Origin of the sequence: Pseudovibrio sp. Ad46 (assembly GCF_001623065.1) — a bacterium.
GTDB lineage: Bacteria > Pseudomonadota > Alphaproteobacteria > Rhizobiales > Stappiaceae > Pseudovibrio.
This window is the reverse complement of sequence record NZ_LMCG01000046.1, coordinates 234,997-250,756: the sequence shown is the minus strand read 5'-3', so window position 1 is coordinate 250,756 and position 15,760 is coordinate 234,997. Positions and strand designations below refer to the sequence as shown.

At 52.7% G+C, this 15,760-nt stretch carries 12 protein-coding genes; 7 read left to right on the top strand and 5 right to left on the bottom strand.

Translation table 11 applies throughout. The features are described 5' to 3' along the window. The first annotated feature begins 10 nt into the window (after positions 1 to 10). The gene (locus tag PsAD46_RS12280) at positions 11 to 1,384 is read left to right on the top strand and encodes an aspartate aminotransferase family protein (protein ID WP_063307003.1); all 1,374 of its coding nucleotides are present in this window, start codon (positions 11 to 13) and stop codon (positions 1,382 to 1,384) included. A gap of 1,048 nt (positions 1,385 to 2,432) precedes the next feature. Here PsAD46_RS12280 and PsAD46_RS12275 read toward each other — a convergent pair. The 5 genes from PsAD46_RS12275 to PsAD46_RS12255 all read right to left on the bottom strand — a co-directional run bounded on the left by PsAD46_RS12275 (position 2,433) and on the right by PsAD46_RS12255 (position 7,516). Next, positions 2,433 to 3,665: an MFS transporter gene (locus PsAD46_RS12275; protein WP_063307002.1), complete on the bottom strand. Its 1,233-nt coding sequence runs from the start codon at positions 3,663 to 3,665 to the stop codon at positions 2,433 to 2,435. A 215-nt stretch (positions 3,666 to 3,880) separates the two neighbouring features. Continuing rightward, positions 3,881 to 4,354, bottom strand: coding sequence for a GNAT family N-acetyltransferase (locus PsAD46_RS12270; RefSeq protein WP_063293344.1), 474 nt, complete (start codon positions 4,352 to 4,354; stop codon positions 3,881 to 3,883). A 107-nt stretch (positions 4,355 to 4,461) separates the two neighbouring features. Further along, positions 4,462 to 5,499, bottom strand: coding sequence for an ABC transporter substrate-binding protein (locus PsAD46_RS12265; RefSeq protein WP_063307001.1), 1,038 nt, complete (start codon positions 5,497 to 5,499; stop codon positions 4,462 to 4,464). Next, positions 5,469 to 6,854: a sensor histidine kinase gene (locus tag PsAD46_RS12260; RefSeq protein WP_063307000.1), complete on the bottom strand. Its 1,386-nt coding sequence runs from the start codon at positions 6,852 to 6,854 to the stop codon at positions 5,469 to 5,471. The genes PsAD46_RS12265 and PsAD46_RS12260 overlap by 31 nt, the downstream gene beginning before the upstream one ends. Further along, on the bottom strand, positions 6,851 to 7,516 hold the full coding sequence (locus PsAD46_RS12255) for a response regulator transcription factor (protein WP_057461447.1): 666 nt from the start codon (positions 7,514 to 7,516) through the stop codon (positions 6,851 to 6,853). The genes PsAD46_RS12260 and PsAD46_RS12255 overlap by 4 nt, the downstream gene beginning before the upstream one ends. Before the next feature lie 108 nt (positions 7,517 to 7,624). On the opposite strand from PsAD46_RS12255, the gene PsAD46_RS12250 reads away from it, so the two are divergent. The 6 genes from PsAD46_RS12250 (at position 7,625) to PsAD46_RS12225 (ending at position 15,610) form a co-directional block, all read left to right on the top strand. Further along, positions 7,625 to 8,608, top strand: coding sequence for a tripartite tricarboxylate transporter substrate-binding protein (locus PsAD46_RS12250; RefSeq protein ID WP_063306999.1), 984 nt, complete (start codon positions 7,625 to 7,627; stop codon positions 8,606 to 8,608). A gap of 66 nt (positions 8,609 to 8,674) precedes the next feature. Next, positions 8,675 to 9,160, top strand: a complete 486-nt coding sequence (locus tag PsAD46_RS12245; protein ID WP_063306998.1) for a tripartite tricarboxylate transporter TctB family protein — start codon at positions 8,675 to 8,677, stop codon at positions 9,158 to 9,160. A 9-nt stretch (positions 9,161 to 9,169) separates the two neighbouring features. Next, entirely contained in the window at positions 9,170 to 10,687 is a 1,518-nt protein-coding gene (locus PsAD46_RS12240) for a tripartite tricarboxylate transporter permease (protein ID WP_063306997.1), read from the top strand. 26 nt (positions 10,688 to 10,713) lie between these two features. Beyond that, positions 10,714 to 11,769 (top strand): AbrB family transcriptional regulator, encoded by a 1,056-nt coding sequence (locus PsAD46_RS12235; protein WP_063306996.1) that lies wholly within the window; start codon positions 10,714 to 10,716, stop codon positions 11,767 to 11,769. A gap of 192 nt (positions 11,770 to 11,961) precedes the next feature. Further along, positions 11,962 to 14,361 carry a transketolase gene (locus PsAD46_RS12230; protein ID WP_063306995.1) on the top strand — a complete coding sequence of 800 codons (2,400 nt, stop codon included), beginning with the start codon at positions 11,962 to 11,964 and terminating at the stop codon, positions 14,359 to 14,361. Between the two features lie 97 nt (positions 14,362 to 14,458). Next, positions 14,459 to 15,610: a DSD1 family PLP-dependent enzyme gene (locus tag PsAD46_RS12225; RefSeq protein WP_063293352.1), complete on the top strand. Its 1,152-nt coding sequence runs from the start codon at positions 14,459 to 14,461 to the stop codon at positions 15,608 to 15,610. Positions 15,611 to 15,760 lie beyond the last annotated feature (150 nt).

Below are 15,760 nucleotides of genomic sequence, written 5' to 3'. Positions count from 1 at the left end.
GAGGAAAGTTATGTTACGAAACGATCAGCTGGCACAATGGGATCGGGAGAATTTCTTCCACCCTTCAACTCATCTGGCTCAGCACGCCCGAGGTGAAACGTCAACTCGAGTGATCAAGACTGCCTCAGGTTCTTACATAGAGGACCGTGAAGGGCGCCGAATGCTGGACGCGTTCGCCGGATTGTACTGTGTGAATGTAGGATATGGCCGTCAGGAAATTGCTGAGGCAATCGCCGAACAGGCCAAAGAGTTGGCCTATTATCACTCCTATGTCGGACATGGCACAGAAGCCTCGATCACACTTTCCAAGATGATTTTGGATCGTGCGCCGAGTAATATGTCTAAGGTTTACTTCGGGTTGAGCGGCTCAGATGCCAATGAAACCAACATCAAACTGATCTGGTATTACAACAATATTTTAGGTCGGCCGGAGAAAAAGCGAATTATCTCCCGCTGGCGTGGCTACCACGGTTCGGGTCTGGTTACTGGTTCGCTGACAGGCCTTGAGCTGTTTCATAAGAAGTTTGATCTGCCCGTCGAACAGGTCATTCATACAGAGGCTCCCTATTATTTCCGCCGTGACAATTTGGAGCAAAGTGAAGAGCAATTTGTCGCCCATTGTGTTGCTGAGTTGGAGGCTCTGATTGAGCAAGAAGGGGCCGACACGATTGCGGCGTTTATTGGCGAGCCGGTACTGGGAACCGGCGGGATTGTTCCACCACCAGCGGGTTATTGGGCGGCTATTCAAGCCGTTTTGAAAAAATACGATATTCTGCTGATTGCTGATGAAGTGGTGACAGGTTTTGGGCGCCTCGGATCCATGTTTGGTTCTGATCATTATGGATTGGAAGCAGACATCATCACCATTGCCAAAGGCCTGACATCCGCCTACGCACCGCTCTCCGGTTCTATTGTCTCAGACAAGGTCTGGAAGGTTCTTGAACAGGGCACAGATGAAAATGGACCAATCGGCCATGGTTGGACGTATTCAGCTCATCCCATTGGCGCCGCAGCCGGTGTCGCAAACCTCAAATTGCTTGACGACCTGAACCTTGTTGAGAAGGCCGGAACCACTGGTGCATATCTCAACAAATCCATGAAGGAAGCTTTGGGTGATCATGCCAATGTAGGAGATGTACGCGGCGAGGGATTACTCTGCGCCGTAGAGTTTGTCAAAGACCGCGACGACCATAGTTTCTTCGAGGCATCCGACAAAATTGGGGCTCAAATCTCCGCAGCCTTGCTGTCTCAGGACGCAGTCATCGCACGCGCAATGCCCCAAGGCGACATCCTCGGCTTCGCCCCCCCATTCTGCTTAACACACGAAGAAGCAGACACAGTCGTTGCCGCAACAGTAAGAGCAGTGAAGGCTGTATTAAGTTGATACTGATTTAGTGTAGGCTGGTGTCTCAATCAGCCTACATGACCGTTCTTATCTCAAAAGATATAGAGATCTTTATACGAGCAGATTATCTGGTCTCTTAAGGGACACGAGGCAGAGTTCAGGTTACTGAGGTCTGAGATGACAGCTATGATTGAAGTGCGTCTCCTGCTTGTTTTCGGGTAAGCGTTGAGGTCATGATGCCATCATTTCTCTCGAAGGGCTTTGCTCGGGTCTTCCACCCAAGGAACTTCTGGGTGTGTTGATAAGACGATCGGAGATCTTCTTGAGGTCCGGCTCAAGGACCCACCGCATGTCGAGCTTGCGCGGAAACCATCGTCTTGACCACGGGTCAGGTTTTCTTGCTACTGCTCCTCTATAGCACCATGAATCGACTAACCCGCTCGATGAGGGAGGTGTCGTTACTCTGAACAAACTGTTGCTTGACAGCATTAAGTCTGCCTCCCGGTGCCCGAGTTCAATGCGATTAGCTACATTCTCAGACCGGAATTACGTACTCACGTCAAGGTGAAACTTAGAGGTTCTGCGCTTTCAAACGGATAAGGGACGGCGGAATTTGCGGAGAGTGGCAAATGCCACCACAGCTCTTGACGCATGCGGTGGGTAATTTGTTCCGGGGTCCACCCATCTACAATGCGCTCAACCATAGTTGTTACAAAGCCTGCTGCAACAGATGAGTTTACGCTACCTTGAACGGCAACTTTGTGTCTCCTTGTAAGCGGCTACACCGAAATGCTCAATCACGTCTGGCAGTTCTTTGTCTTCAAAGTAGTCTTTGGAGCTCACGAAATACAGTTGACCGATGGCGACTACGAGTACGCGCTCTTGTAGTGACTGGCATATTCGCAAGCTGGCAAGTTTCAATTTTGACCCGTTCAGCCGGTGTAAGATGCTGGTATTCTGCTCCCATGATTAAATCCGTCTTATTGATAACCTATTGGTTTAATAAGGAAGTGCATTTCAAAGTAGCGCGTATATGTTGATAGTTTCATCTCGCAGAATCGACATTATGGAACCTTAGTTCTGCGCCTTAAATCTCACTTGCCCCTCTTACCCAAAGCAGTGAGTTTATTGTTAGGAGGGCGATGAAGGTGGTGAAGAGGAGGGTGGGGTTGTTTTGTTCCAGGAGGATTCCGGTGAGGAAGAGGCCTAGGGGGACGCCTGTGTAGCGTAGGGAGGAGAAGGCGGAGAAGACTGTGCCGCGTTTGTCCTCGGGAACGAGTTTTTGAAGTACGGTCGCATCCACGACGCTACCAACGCCCAAGTTCACACCATACACAAACATTCCCAGTGAAATGACGATTGCCGCGGTCTCGACATTGCCGCTTGTCCAATCCGTACTTAACATCCAGAGCAGCAAGGCTAGGCCAAGTGCTTGTCCGATGGGTGTGAGTTGCAGGAGCCTGAGTGAGGACACTCTGTGGCCCAGAAACGTGTAGGCCAGTGTTGTGAGTGTGGTTCCGCAGGCAAAGCATGTGAGCCAGATTCCAAGCAAGACTGCTTGCTTGTCATTTGAATTTGCCAGAACTGGCAAGGTCAATGAAAGCAAGGAGACCGCCACTGTATTGATGATCAAGTCATAAAGGCCGAGCTTTAAGATGCCCGGAGTTGAGAGTATCCATTTCCAGACTTCTTTCACTGGCTGTTTATTTGTATTAGCTGCGTCTTGCTGACGAGTGGCTTTGATGCCTATGGATACAATCATAAGCGCCATCAGGAAACTCAGTGAGTCTAAGATCAGGACTGTGGTCGCGCCAAAGGCGGCGATCAGGATGCCAGCCATCGATGGGGTTAGAAGGTCAGCCACAGTCTCAAGAAGCGAGTTCATTCCGTTCACCCGTTCGCGAGGCAAGCCTTCTCGATCAATCAACGCCGGGATCATAACGTTTTTTGCGGTTTGTCCGGGAACATCGATGACCTGCGAGAGGAAGACGAGAAATCCAAGGAGGGCAAGATCCAGCAGATCAACGGAGTATAGCAGCGGTATCAAAAGTACGGCGAAGGCGTTTACTGTATCGCAGAAAATACTGGTGGTTCTGGCAGAGAACTTGTCGATCAACGGCCCGCTGAAGAGACCGACAACGATGTTTGGAAGCTGTCCGGCAATGGCGATTGTTGCAGTGATGACAGCGTTGCCCGTCAGGTCATAGACAAACCACGGTATTGCGATTGCAGACAGGCCATTTCCCAATAAAGACAAAAAGTTGGCTGAAAACAGGAGGCTGATCTGTCCCCATTTAGCCTTTAAGGTAACATCAGACAAAACAACCTCACTCTGCGAAATACAGCATAAATTCAATGGCTTGAGTGCGCGCAATCATGAGTATCGGAAAAAATTCAAATATCATTCTTATCTTATACTGATAAAAGCGAGTGCTTGGGAGTGCAACTCAAAGCCGGTCAGTTATTCGATTTGAGCCTGCTGCAGACATGACACCACGTGAATATCGCAGGAACTCTGGTGGGTATTGTTAGGCTTTACGCGGCCAAGGTCTTTGTCATGAGAAAGTTTGTGAGCGCTACTCCTCGAACAACGGGTGCTTGCTCGCGCTCAACTTGCCAGCCTTGGTGAAGGAAGAAAGCTTTTGCAGCCACGCTAATGTCTGCTGAAAGGGTGGAGATGTTGCGCTGTTCCGCCCAGTTTTGCAACTGGTCATAGATGGCGGTGCCGACACCTTGGCGGGTGTGGTAGGGGCTGGTGAATGCGAATTCCACATAACCTTTTGCATCGATGGTCATGAAACCGATTACTGACTTATCTTTGACAGCAACAAAGCCAGTCATATCGTGGAGTTTGGCAGACCAACGCTCTGGTGCGGGTGCAGGCCCAGCCCATGCGGCGAGCTGCTCCTCGGAGTAATGCTCCTTTGCTCCGATCGTGACGGCCTCATAAAACACGCGTGCGCAGTCTGGGGCATCTGAATTCTTCAGTGGGCGGATCTCTACAGGCATTGGTGGCTTTCACTCAGCTGGGTTTAGAGGCAGCCTCTTGCCACAAACTCTGACAAGGTGAAAGAGGATTGAGCGACCAAATCCTCCATCTTCTGATTTGGTTTATCTCACTGCTGAATGATCGCGTTTTGCCATTCCTGAAGGAAGTGTTGCCGTTTCAGGTTGTCTTGATAAACCAACAGACCTGGTCCAAGGCGGATGGCCCGTAGGGATAGGTTTGGGGCAATCTCGTTGCGGTTGAGTTTTGGATAGGGGTAGTAGTCAGCCCCCTCCTCGCTCCAGGATGCAGTGATCAAATGATCTATGAAGGCGCCCGCGATTTCGGGTTGTTCTGCCCCCGCTGGAATGATGGCAGAGCGCAGCATGAGTGTGGTGAAATCTTCCAGTTCGAGAATGCCGATATCAGGATCACTGGCGGCCCGTGCAGAGGCGTAGGAGCCGAGCACGTTGTAGGCAACGGCCAGATCGCCCTTTGTGATGTCAGAAATCATATCAGCGGAGCAGCAGTAGAGACGGGCATTCAAGGAGCCCATTACCTCGTTCAGACGCCAGAAAGTGTCTGATGTGCGGGCATCTTGCGTGGCAAACAGAAAACCAAGGCCGCTCTGGCGGATGTCATAGGTGCCGACTTTGTTGAGGAAGCGTTCCGGATGGTTGCGCAGAGTTGAAATCAAATTTTGCCGTGATGTTGGAACTTCCAATCCTGCAAAGGCGGATTTGGAATAGACCACCGAAGCTGGTTCCTGCGTGAAGGCGAATACATGATTGCGCCAGCGGGCCCAGTCCGGCATCAAACCGGCGACTGAGGAGTTGTGCGGCAGGGTGAAACCGTCGTTCGCCAACTTCACCTGCAGGTCCATAGCGGATGATATGGCAACGTCAAAAACCTGTTTTTCATCATAAAGAGCTGTCATCAACTCGGTGCTGCTGACAACAGTGTAGTCTATAGAAACGCTAGGGTATTTGCGTTGAAACGCTACCACCATGGGCGAGAAAATGTCGATGTCTGAGTTGGAGATAATACGCAGATTCGCGCCCTCTTGCGGAGCGGGAAACACTTTGTGCTGTTCAATCTCGTAGGCACCTGCGGAAAGCAATGAGGCCAGCAACACGATCAGGACTGAGGGAAATAGAAGGATACGCATGCGCCTCTGACATTTTTTCTGTTCGAAAGTTTCAGGTGTCCGCCATGAGCTTGTGTCACCTCTTCGGCAATTGTAAGCCCAAGCCCGGAACCGACCGTGTCTTCGGCGTTTTTGCCGCGAGAGAACCGTTCCGTCAACTGGTCTATGTCTTCCGGAGCAAAGCCCGGGCCTTGGTCATAAACCGATAACACAACCCAATTGTCTTCGGAGGTAACGACAACCTGTACGTCCTCGCCCTGCGGGGCGTACTTGATCGCATTGTCTAAAATGTTGCTCAGCGCGTTTTGGATAAGGATCGCATCTCCGGAGATCAGCGTCGTTTCCTCACCATGCGAGCTCAGGGTTTTATCTTGCATCTCTGCCAGTGGGCGCAGCCGTTCAAGGGTTTCCTCGGCCAGGTCCAGCAGGTTGATGTCCTTGACCTCCAGATGGTCCGTGCGGAAGGAAACCATGGCGTGATCCAGCAACTGGCCTGCTGCGCGTGAACTCTCGTCAATGGCCCGGATCATCTCTTTCAAAGCCGCTCTGTTTTCTGGTCGCTCCACGCGGCGTAAGGCAATTTCCGCTTGCGTTCGCAGCACTGCAAGCGGCGTGCGGATGCGGTGAGCAGCTTCTGCGATGAACTCTTCGGAGCGTGTGAGTGACTTCTTAAGCCGTGCCATGAACCGGTTGAGCGCCACCACAAGCGGTGCCATCTCACCCGGCACTGGGGCTTGTACTGCCCTCAGATCCTGCGGCCCTCTTTTAGAGACAGAGTTTGCCAATGTCTGGACAGGGCGCACAGCTGATTGAGCTGTCAAAACACCTAGCACGGCAGCTGCAATAAAGAACCCGAAACCGAGATAGGCAGCATTCGCAGAGATGCGCTCCAGTGTCTCTCGCTGACGCTTCAGTGTTTGAGCCACAGATACAGTGACTTCAACAGGGCCGGATGCGTTAGAAAGACGGCGTGTGGCGGAGACCATACGAATGCTCTCACCTAGGTAATGAGAGGTGATGAACCTGTGACTGTCCTGCCCTTTTGATGCCTTGGCAATGGGTAAGCTTTCATATCCGGTGAGGTACTTTCCATTGACGACAACGCGGTAGAACACGCGGTCATCACTCACATTGCCAAGCATGGAGAGTGCGGAGTAAGGAATATCGACCGTCACCTCCCCGCTCTGAATTGCTGCACTGTCCAAAATAGACGTGGCGGAGGCCGACAGGATGTTGTCCTGAGATTCTTCTGCGACCTGCTTGGCATAGGTCATCACCATCACAAACAGCAGGGCTGCAAGCACGGCAGCAATGCCGAGGAGCTGTAGGGTCAGGCGGCGGCGGATTGAGCCGGATATGTTGGCACCAGAGTTCATGTCAGGCTTAACCGATACCCCAGTCCACGCACGGTGATAATCTGGACTGAGGAAGATGAAATATGCCTGCGTAAACGAGCAACATAGACCTCAATGGCATTTTCCGAGACGTCTTCGTCATAAGAAAATAATCTGTCTACAAGCTTTGTTTTTGAGAAAATAACGTCCGGTGCACCGAAAAATATCTCCAAAAGACGCAGTTCTTTGTTGCGCAGGCTTACTGTTTTGCTGCCAATTTTGAGTGTGCCAGCCAGTGAATCAAACACCAGATCGCCGAATCGCTTGGCATTTGTCACTCCGCCGGATCTCCGCCGTATGACAGCACGGCATCTTGCCTCTAACTCCGAGAAATCAAAGGGTTTTGTGATGTAATCATCAGCCCCGAGATCGAGCACCCCTACTCTGTCTGAGACCTCTGAACGTGCTGTCAAAACGATCACCGGAGTGTCATCCTGACGGCCTCGATGTTCATTTAGAAAATCTCGCCCATCGCCATCCGGAAGCATGATATCGAGCAAAATCATGTCGTAATCTGCTGTCGAGATGTAGTCCTCGGCAGTAGATATTTCAGCAGCGTGATCAACAACATGACCATCCAATGTCAATCGTTCGACAATGGATGTCGCCAGCTTGGCGTTATCTTCAACGAGAAGAAATCTCATCTTTTGCTTCCCCAAAAAATCAAGGAGGTGACAGGTTTGTGTCAGGTTTCCGTGTTTTCACGTAAGTCATGGGTGACAAATGCTGCCCTTGTCAAATGGGAGGACACAATGAGTTTTATTCGGGCGCGCCGCGTGGTTGCGGCAGCGGCTTTGGCTGCGATGACATTTTCCATGCCAACGGCTTCAATTGCGGAGCCTGTGGTTGATAGCATTCACTTCCTCATTCCAGGCGGTGCTGGTGGTGGCTGGGACGGCACTGCACGCGGTACAGGCGAAGCACTGACCAAGTCCGGGCTTGCAGGCACGGCCTCTTTCGAAAACATGTCCGGCGGTGGCGGTGGTAAGGCCATCGGTTATCTGATCGAGAACGCTGCAAGCCAGCACGGCACTTTGATGGTGAATTCTACGCCAATCGTGATCCGCTCACTGACTGGCGTATTCCCACACAACTTCCGTGATCTGACACTGGTTGCAGGCACCATTGGCGATTATGCAGCCATCGTGGTTGGCAAGGACAGCCCAATCAACTCCATGAGTGATCTGCTGGCAACCTATAAAGCTGACAAGCGTGGTACTGCAATTGGTGGTGGTTCTGTCCCAGGCGGTATGGATCACCTTGTTGCGGCCATGGTGATGGAAGCAGCTGGCGAAGATGCGACTATGGTGAAGTACATTCCGTATGATGCGGGCGGTAAGGCCATGGCGGCGCTGCTTTCTGGCGAAATCTCCGCACTTTCTACTGGCTTTTCCGAGGCGATTGATCTTGCCAACGCGGGCGAAGTGAAAATCATTGGCGTCACTGCTGATGAGCGCGTTGCAGCCTACAAAGATGCGCCAACCATGAAGGAACAGGGCATCGACACCACCTTCGTCAACTGGCGTGGTTTCTTCGGCGCACCGGGCCTGCCAGAGGCACAGGTGGCTGCCTATCAGGAAGCCCTTGCGAAGATGTACGATACCCCTGAGTGGGAAGAAGTGCGCGCACGTAATGGCTGGGTCAACATCCACAACTCTGGTGAAGACTTCCACGCGTTCCTTGAAGGTCAGGAAAAGACCATCGGTGATCTCATGAAGAAGCTGGGCTTCCTCTAAATCAATAAGAATAAATGGATGCGCTCTTGGCAGCGCATCCACTTGTCACGCCAACGGGAGGGGATGATGGCACTGGACCGATGGATTGCACTTGTCATTCTGGCAGTGAGTTTAAGCTATGGATACACCGCGTTTTTTCTGATGGACGCTGGTTTGCCACCGTTTATGCGGTTTAACCCAATCTGGCCGAGCACGTTTCCAAAAGTCATTGCGGTGCTGGCTGCAATCACAAGCCTCGCCATTTTGCTCGGGTTTGAGAAAAAGCCTGCAGATTCAGATGCAGACGAGATCGATTTCAGCAGATTGTGGGATTACAACATCGGTCAGGCCGTGTTCCTGCTGGTTCTGATGGCGGGATACGCTTTGTTGCTGCGCCCCGCTGGCTTCCTGCTCTCCACCCTGCTCTTTTTAGTGATCTCGGCTGCTCTGCTCGGAGAACGGCGTTTTGTGATCCTGGTGCCCGTTGCAGCTGTTGCCGCTGGTGGTGTCTGGTATCTGGTTCAGCAAACACTGGGTATTTACCTCAGCCCTCTTCCAACATTTTTCAACTAGGAGGCCACGATGTTAGACGGTATTTGGGTTGGCCTCTCGACGGCTTTCTCGTTTTCTAATCTTTTAATGGTGATCGGCGGCTGTCTGATCGGCACGTTCATCGGCATGTTGCCGGGTCTTGGACCCATGTCTATCATCGCCATCATGATCCCTGTAGCGATCTCTATCGGTGACCCTTCCGCAGCCTTGATCCTGCTCGCAGGTGTTTATTACGGCGCGATCTTTGGGGGCTCCACGTCCTCCATCCTCATCAACGCACCGGGCGTGGCATCCACTGTTGCAACAAGCTTCGATGGATACCCTTTAGCTCGCCAAGGCAAGGCAGGCAAAGCGCTGACAGTTGCGGCGATTGCTTCTTTCGCGGGTGGCAGCATCGGCGCAATCTTGCTGATGATTTTTGCACCTGCGCTCGCATCCGTCGCGCTGCTCTTCCATTCTGCTGAATACTTCGCATTGATGGTCGTCGGTCTTTCCGCAATCGCTGCTTTTGCTGGTAGCGGACAGGTGGGCAAAGCCTTGCTCATGACGTTGGTGGGCCTGATGATGGCAACCGTTGGTGAAGGGGCGTTGTTCAACCAACCGCGCTTCACCATGGGTATACTAGATCTGCAATCCGGCTTCGGGTTCATCACACTTGCTATGGCCATGTTCGCCTTACCAGAAGCATTGTTCCTTGTATTGGACCCGTCCCGTTCAAACTCTGGTGGAAGTAGTGGTGACATCAAGGATCTGCGCATCACAAAAGCAGAGGCCAAGAAGATTGCGCCAGTGATTGGTCGCCAGTCTATTCAAGGCTTCCTTATTGGGGTTCTTCCGGGAGCTGGCGCAACAATCGCGTCTTTCCTCGGCTATGCAGTGGAACGCAACATCGCACCAAAGGAAGAACAGGCTGAGTTCGGTAAAGGCTCTATCAAAGGCCTTGCTGCTCCAGAATCTGCGAACAACGCAGCATGTACTGGTTCCTTCGTTCCTCTGTTGACCCTTGGCATTCCGGGTTCCGGGACAACGGCGATCCTGCTCGGCGCCCTGATCGCTTTGAATGTCTCGCCGGGACCGCGCCTGATGATCGATCAGCCGGAGATTTTCTGGTCCGTGATCATCTCCATGTATGTGGGCAATGTGATCTTGTTGATCCTGAACCTGCCGCTCATCCCTTACATCGCCAAAGTGCTGGCTGTGCCGCGCAACTACCTCATTCCGTTCATTCTGTTCTTCACCCTCATGGGTGCCTATATTGGACAAAACAATGCAACGGAACTGCTGATGCTCGTGGGCTTTGGTGTATGTGCAACGCTCCTGCGCTTTGCCAACTATCCGCTCGCGCCACTGCTGATTGGGTTCATTCTGGGCAGCATGCTGGAAGATAATTTCTCCCGGTCTATGCAGCTATATGATGGGATTAGCTTTATCATGGAACGCCCGATGACCATGGGCTTGCTGGCTCTGGCTGTTATTCTGGTCGTTTTACCAACCATCCGTGCCCGCCGTGTGCGCAAGCAGGAATTGGAAGTCGCCGAAAGCGACTGATCAAACCGCAGCTGGGAAACTGAGTTTTGGCAATTGAGAAGAAAGACTGGTCCAATCTGTCCATAACGCTTGCCATTGCAGGCGCAGGGGCTGGTCTTTTTTCTCTCCTCGGGTTCCCGGCAGCTCCCCTCACCGGTTCCGCTCTTGCCGTTTCGCTCGGTGGCTTGCTGGGCGCGCCCGTCATCGTTCCGCTCTGGTTGCGCACGCTCTGCTTCATTGTTCTGGGTACGAGCATTGGTTCTGGTGTGTCGCCTGCCGTTATCGATGCCGCGATTACATGGCCTGCGAGCTTCTTGGCACTGGGGATCAGTCTTATCCTGAGCATGCTGATCAGCCGTGCGATCCTGGTACGGTTTTTCGGGTTTGATGCCTATAACGCCTCACTTGCATCTTCACCGGGGCACTTGAGCTACATCCTCAGCATGGCGGCAGATAGCAAGGCGGACGTCACCCGCATCGGGCTTGCACAAAGCACGCGGGTCTTGTTTCTCACCATCTGTGTTCCGCTCTTTGTCTCGCTGCTTTTTGAGGAAACAGGCGCTTCCTTCCTGCCCGTGCAAAACATCAGTCTACTCTCAGCTGTCTATCTGTTGCTCGGAGCGGCTGTCGTTGGAACCATCTTCCTGAAGATGAAACTCCCCGCCGCCTATCTGCTCGGTGGGATGCTTGTGTCTTCTCTGGGGCACGTGAGTGCACTCACACCCGGCAAAATGCCGGATTGGGCGACGCTCAGCTCATTTCTGGTGATGGGGGCTTTGATTGGAACCCGCTTCAAAGGTGCCAGTCTTGACCTTTTCGCCAAAGCCATAGGCGCGGGCATTGTGGTTACGCTCATCACAGTTGGTATGGCAATCCTCGGGGTCGTGCTGGTGATGCCACTGGTTGGACTGGACCCAAGCCTGTTGTTCGTTGCGTTCGCTCCAGGCGGTGTTGAGGCTATGGCTGCCATCGCCGTGCAAAGCGGTCTCGACCCCACCTTCGTCGCCGCCCACCACGTCTTCCGCCTGCTGCTGCTGACCTTCGTTGTGCCTTTGTTGTTGAGGCGCTCAAAGACCGCACTCCCCGCAAAAGGTCAGCCGTGAATCTACGTAGCATATGAGCTGAAAAGTGCATTACGAATAGGTTAGGTGGAAGTATTTTCCTTAAATTCGATCAAAGCTCAAAAATTTCCCTTATTCATGAAGGTATATCAGTTGGCTCAAGAGATTAATTCTCAAGGCAATCTGATAGCCTCGCGGAATAAAAATATTCCAATGAAACCGACGGGGAGTTTAATGAGCGCAGCTTCACTGGATACTTTGGGTACGCTGGAAAGCCGAGTGCGATGGCTTGCCTCCTGGACCATTCACAATGCCAACCATCTCCGCGGTTCTGACGTTGGTGATGTGAAAGTTGGCGGCCATCAGGCGTCTTGTGCATCTATCAGCACCATCATGACTGCGCTCTATTTCCATAGTTTGAGCCCACAAGACCGGGTGGCGGTGAAGCCGCATGCCGGGCCAATCTTCCATGCCATTCAGTATCTGGCCGGGAACCAGACTCTAGAGAAACTGCAGAATTTTCGTGGGTTTCATGGCGCTCAATCTTACCCCTCTCGCACCAAGGATATTGATGACGTTGATTTTTCAACTGGCTCTGTTGGCCTTGGGGTCGCGCAGACGCTGTTTTCATCACTGGTGCAAGACTATGTGAAGGCGCATGGCGGGCTTAACAAAGCGCCGGAAGGTCGTATGATCTCGCTGGTTGGCGATGCGGAAATGGATGAAGGCAACATCTACGAGGCACTGCTAGAAGGCTGGAAACATGGCCTGTGCAATTGCTGGTGGATCGTGGATTATAACCGTCAGTCATTGGATGCAGTGATCCGCGAAGGCCTTTGGGAGAAGTTTGAGAGCATCTTCCGCAATTTCGGCTGGGAAGTCGTTACGCTCAAATACGGGAGCCTACAGGAAGAAGCCTTCAAAGAACCAGGTGGCAGCAAACTGCGCGATTGGATCGATCTGTGCCCCAATCAGCTTTACTGCGCCCTGGCCTATCAAGGCGGGGCAGCATGGCGTAAGCGACTGCTGGATGATTTGGGAGATCAGGGCGAGGTCAACGAGCTGATCAATCGGCGCAGTGATGCTGAGCTGTCCAAGCTCATGTGCAATCTGGGAGGTCATGATTTGCCGTCTCTGATTGAGGCGTTTGAGAGTGCCAAGACCCATGATCGCCCTGTCTTGTTCCTGTGCTACACCGTGAAAGGCTTTGGCTTGCCGCTGGCAGGGCACAAAGATAATCATGCAGGCCTGATGACCTCCAGGCAGATGGAAGAATACCGCAAGCTGGAAGGCATTCGCGAAGGGCATGAGTGGGACAAGTGGGAAAGCACATCTGACCCGCACAACCTTCAGACTTTCGTGACTGAAGCTCCCTTCTTCTCAAAAGGCAGCCGTCGCTATTCTGCGAAAACGGTGCCTGTACCGGCAAAATTGCCGGCACCCAATGCAGCAGAGAAGATGCTTTCCACGCAGATGGGGTTCGGTCAGATTCTGCATGAAATTTCCAAGCAGGATGAAGAGCTTGCCAAGCATATTGTAACGACCGCGCCAGACGTGACGGTCTCCACCAATCTTGGCCCATGGGTCAACCAACGGGGGTTGTTTGCCAAGGAAGAACTGGCGGATACGTTTAAGGCTGAACGGATCCCCTCCACTTTCAAATGGGCATTTTCTCCGCAAGGCCAGCATATCGAGCTGGGTATTGCAGAATCCAACCTGTTCCTCCTCCTTTCAGCACTTGGGTTGTCTCACAGCATCAACGGTCAGCGCTTGCTGCCCATTGGCACAGTTTATGATCCGTTCATACTTCGTGCGGCTGACCAGCTTAACTATGCTTGTTATCAGGATGCCCGCTTCATGTTGGTGGCAACACCATCCGGTGTGACGTTGGCACCGGAAGGTGGGGCACACCAGTCCATCAGCACGCCGTTGATTGGCATGGCTCAGGACGGGCTTGCCGCGTTTGAACCTGCCTTCGTCGATGAGCTGGCAACCATCATGCGCTTTGGATTTGATTACATGCAGCGCGATGGTGAAGGCGATCCTGATGAGCGCACATGGTTGCGGGATCAGACAGGAGGTTCCATCTACCTGCGCCTGTCCACCCGCCCGCTGGAGCAGCCCCAACGGACGATCTCACCTGAAGACGAACAGGACATTGTCGATGGAGCCTATTGGCTGCGCAAGCCGGGACCGAATGCGGAAGTTGTGATCGCTTACACGGGTGCCGTCGCACCGGAGGCAATCAACGCTGTTGGGATGATGGCGGAAGACCGCCGTGATGTTGGTCTGCTGGCAATCACGTCTGCCGACCGCCTCAATGCTGGTTGGACAGCTGCGCAGCGCGCTCGGGACCGTGGGGCAATGCATGCACGCAGCCACATTGAGCGCTTGTTTGATGATGTGCCGAACAATTGCTCGCTCATTACAGTGCTGGATGGGCACCCTGCTACCCTTGCATGGCTTGGTGCGGTGAAAGGCAACACAATCCGCACTCTTGGCGTAGAGCACTTTGGTCAGACTGGCACCATTGCCGATCTTTATGCTCATTACGGCATCGACACCCAATCCATATTGCGGGCGGCTGAAACGATTTCGACAGGTGGCAAGATTCGCTACATCAAGGCGAGCTAGACTTGCAGGCGGAAGCGGTGTGTGGTGCATTGCTTCTGCCGTTCTAACTGTTCAGTTTCGTTCTTACTGAACTCATGCCTGCTGCAAGGACTTCGCTGTGACCTCTGATCTTTCCCAGTACACGCTTGGCTATGACATCCCTGCCCTACCGGGAATGAAGCTGGACGACGTGCAAACGCCTGCTTTGATTGTTGATCTTGATGCTTTTGATCATAACCTGCTGAAAATGCGTGATGAGATTGCCAAGTATGGTGTTCGCCATCGGGCGCACTGCAAAATGCATAAGTCTGCTGAAGTTGCAAAACTACAGATAGAGCGAGGCAATGCTTGCGGCGTGTGCTGCCAAAAGGTGAGCGAAGCAGAGGCTCTGGCGAAAGCGGGTCTCACAGACATTATGGTGTCCAACGAAGTGTGCGATCCTTACAAGATTGATCGTTTGGCACAGCTTCCCAAGCTTGGTGCACGTATCCTAGTCTGCACCGACAATCTGGCAAATATTGAATATCTTTCACAAGCTGCAGTCAAACACGCAACACAGCTGGAAGTTCTGGTGGAACTGGATTGCGGAGGTGCCCGGTGCGGCGTGGCAGATAGTGCTGCTGTGTTGGAGCTGGCAACTGCAATCATTGCAGCCTCCAACTTACGGTTTGCGGGCATTCAGTCTTATCAGGGCGCTGCGCAACATGCCTTTGATTACGCTGATCGAAAAGCGCTGCTGGATACGGCAATCACGATCACCAAGGATGCTGTAGACCTGCTGGAAAGCAAAGAGATCCACTGTGATATCGTTGGCGGCGCAGGGACTGGCTCATACCCGTTTGAAGCAGCCTCCGGTGTGTTCAACGAGTTGCAATGCGGGTCCTATCTCTTCATGGATGCGGACTACCGCAAAGTGAAAGACAAAGATGGCAAGCACTTACCTGCTTTTGAGCATGCCCTGTTCCTGCTGGCTTCGATCATGTCCACTGACATCGATGGGCAAGCCGTTTGCGATGCAGGGCTGAAGGCACACAGCATCGATTCCGGGCTGCCGACTGTGTTTGAGAGACCTGACCTGCAAAGTCTTGATTATTCAGATGAGCATGGCGTCCTGAAGGATCCGCAAAACTCGTTGAAGATCAACGATAAGATCAAGCTCGTTCCTGGGCATTGCGACCCGACCTGTAACCTGCATGACTGGTATGTGGGTGTACGTGACGGTGTCGTGGAAACGCTTTGGCAGGTGACAGCCCGTGGTAAGTTTTACTAGGCGTACAGAACCTTGGTTTGACAGCAACACCCATCCTCTGTAGGTTGCGCGGCGAGGGATCAGGCCCCTGCCGCTCGCAGAGCTATGCTCATGGTGAAGCCTGAAACAAAAGATGCGACTTCAGCCCAGACAAGCGGGTTGGTGGCAATG